We start from the raw sequence: 1,558 nt of genomic DNA, 5'->3' as shown, positions 1-1,558 counted from the left end.
CACCGCGACCAGCGACGCCCCGGCCAGAACCACCGCCGACCAGCGCATCCCGGCCCGGAGATCGGCGTCACCGCCCGTCCCCGCCAGTTGCAGGGCCAGCGTCACCAGGGCGACGCCGAGCGCGGTGCCGAGTCCCCGGGTCATGTTGACCAGCCCCCCGCCCGTGCCGGAGCACCGCGCCGGTATCGCGCCCATGATCAGGGCGTTGTTGGCCGGGGTGAACAGCCCGAGGCCCAGTCCGGTCACCGCCAGCAGCGGCACCAGCGGGCCGGCGACCGGCGGGACGACCAGCAGCCCGGCCGTCGCCAGGGTGAAGACACCCGCGCCGGCCAGACAGCGCGTCCGGTCGGCGAGGCCGCGCGGCAGCAGCCGGTCGCCACCGGTCGCGGCCAGCGCGAACCCGGCCGGCAGGGCGGTGAGCACCAGCCCGGCGGTCAGCTCGGACACGCCCCGCGCGGTGAGCACGACCGGCACCAGCACCAGCGGACCGAACAGCACCAGGTAGCCGCTCAGGGCGCCCACCAGGCCGTACGCCACCGCCCGCACCCGCAGCAGGGCGAGGTCGAGCAGGGGCGCGGCCGCACGCCGTTGGTGCCGGACGAACGCCCGGCCCGCCGCGGCCGCGACCACGAACAGCGCGGCCACGCCCCAGCCGGGCACCGGCAGCCCGGAGGCCGCGGAGACGCCCATCAGGGCACCGGTGGTCGCGGTCGCCAGCAGGAGCAGCCCCGGCCAGTCGAAGCGGGTGACCCGGGTCCTGGCCCGGGTGCGGGGCAGCAGATAGTGGCCGCCGACCAGGGCGATCACGCCGACGGGCACGTTCACCCAGAACACCCAGCGCCAGCCGAGCGTCGCCACCAGGGCCCCGCCGACGGTCGGTCCCAGCGCCAGCCCCAGGGCCTGCGCGGCGGCCTGCACCCCGAGGGCGCTGCGCATCCGCTCACGCGGCGCGCTGGTGGTCACCAGGGCCACGCTGTTGGCCTGCATCATGGCCGCGCCAGCCGCCTGGACCACGCGGAACGCCACGAGGGCGGTCAGCGAGGGGGCGAAGCCGCAGGCGGCCGAGGCCAGCGTGAAGACGGCGAAACCGTAGAGGTAGAGCAGCTTGCGGCCGTGGGCGTCGGCCAGCCGCCCGGCGGGCACCAGCAGCGCCACCAGGGCCAGCAGATAGGCCAGCGAGACCCACTCCACGGCGGCCAGCGAGGCGTGGAAGCCGGACCGCAGACCGCCGTAGGCGAGCGTCACGATGCTGGCGTCCAGCTGTCCCATGAACGCGCCGAAGCACACCGTGGCCACGGCCAGCCACCAGCTGTTCGGCCGCGCCCGTATCGACTCGGGGCGCGGCCGTTCCACGGTGAGGAGGGCGAGCCCCCACCGTCCGGACCGGCGCGGTCGGGTGTCGGTGGCCATACCACCAGATTACATCGGTCACCGAAATACTTGGCTGGCGTTCTATTCGGACCCTCGCCCCCGGAGTGGTTCCAGAGGTCCCCCGGAGTGGTTCCGGAGGTGGCGCACGAAGACGCGGAGCCTCACGGCCGACGCCCCTGGCCGTAAC

At 75.2% G+C, this 1,558-nt stretch carries 1 protein-coding gene; it reads right to left on the bottom strand.

Annotation, left to right across the window (positions count from 1 at the left end; all coding sequences use genetic code 11):
- On the bottom strand, positions 1-1,410 hold a 1,410-nt coding region (locus FRZ03_RS16405), incomplete at its 3' end, for an MFS transporter (protein ID WP_146465902.1).
- Positions 1,411-1,558 lie beyond the last annotated feature (148 nt).

Origin of the sequence: Streptomyces misionensis (assembly GCF_007896895.1) — a bacterium.
Taxonomy (GTDB): Bacteria; Actinomycetota; Actinomycetes; order Streptomycetales; family Streptomycetaceae; genus Streptomyces; species Streptomyces misionensis_A.
Note: the sequence above shows the minus strand (reverse complement) of the source record. Positions and strands in the feature narration are given on the sequence as shown.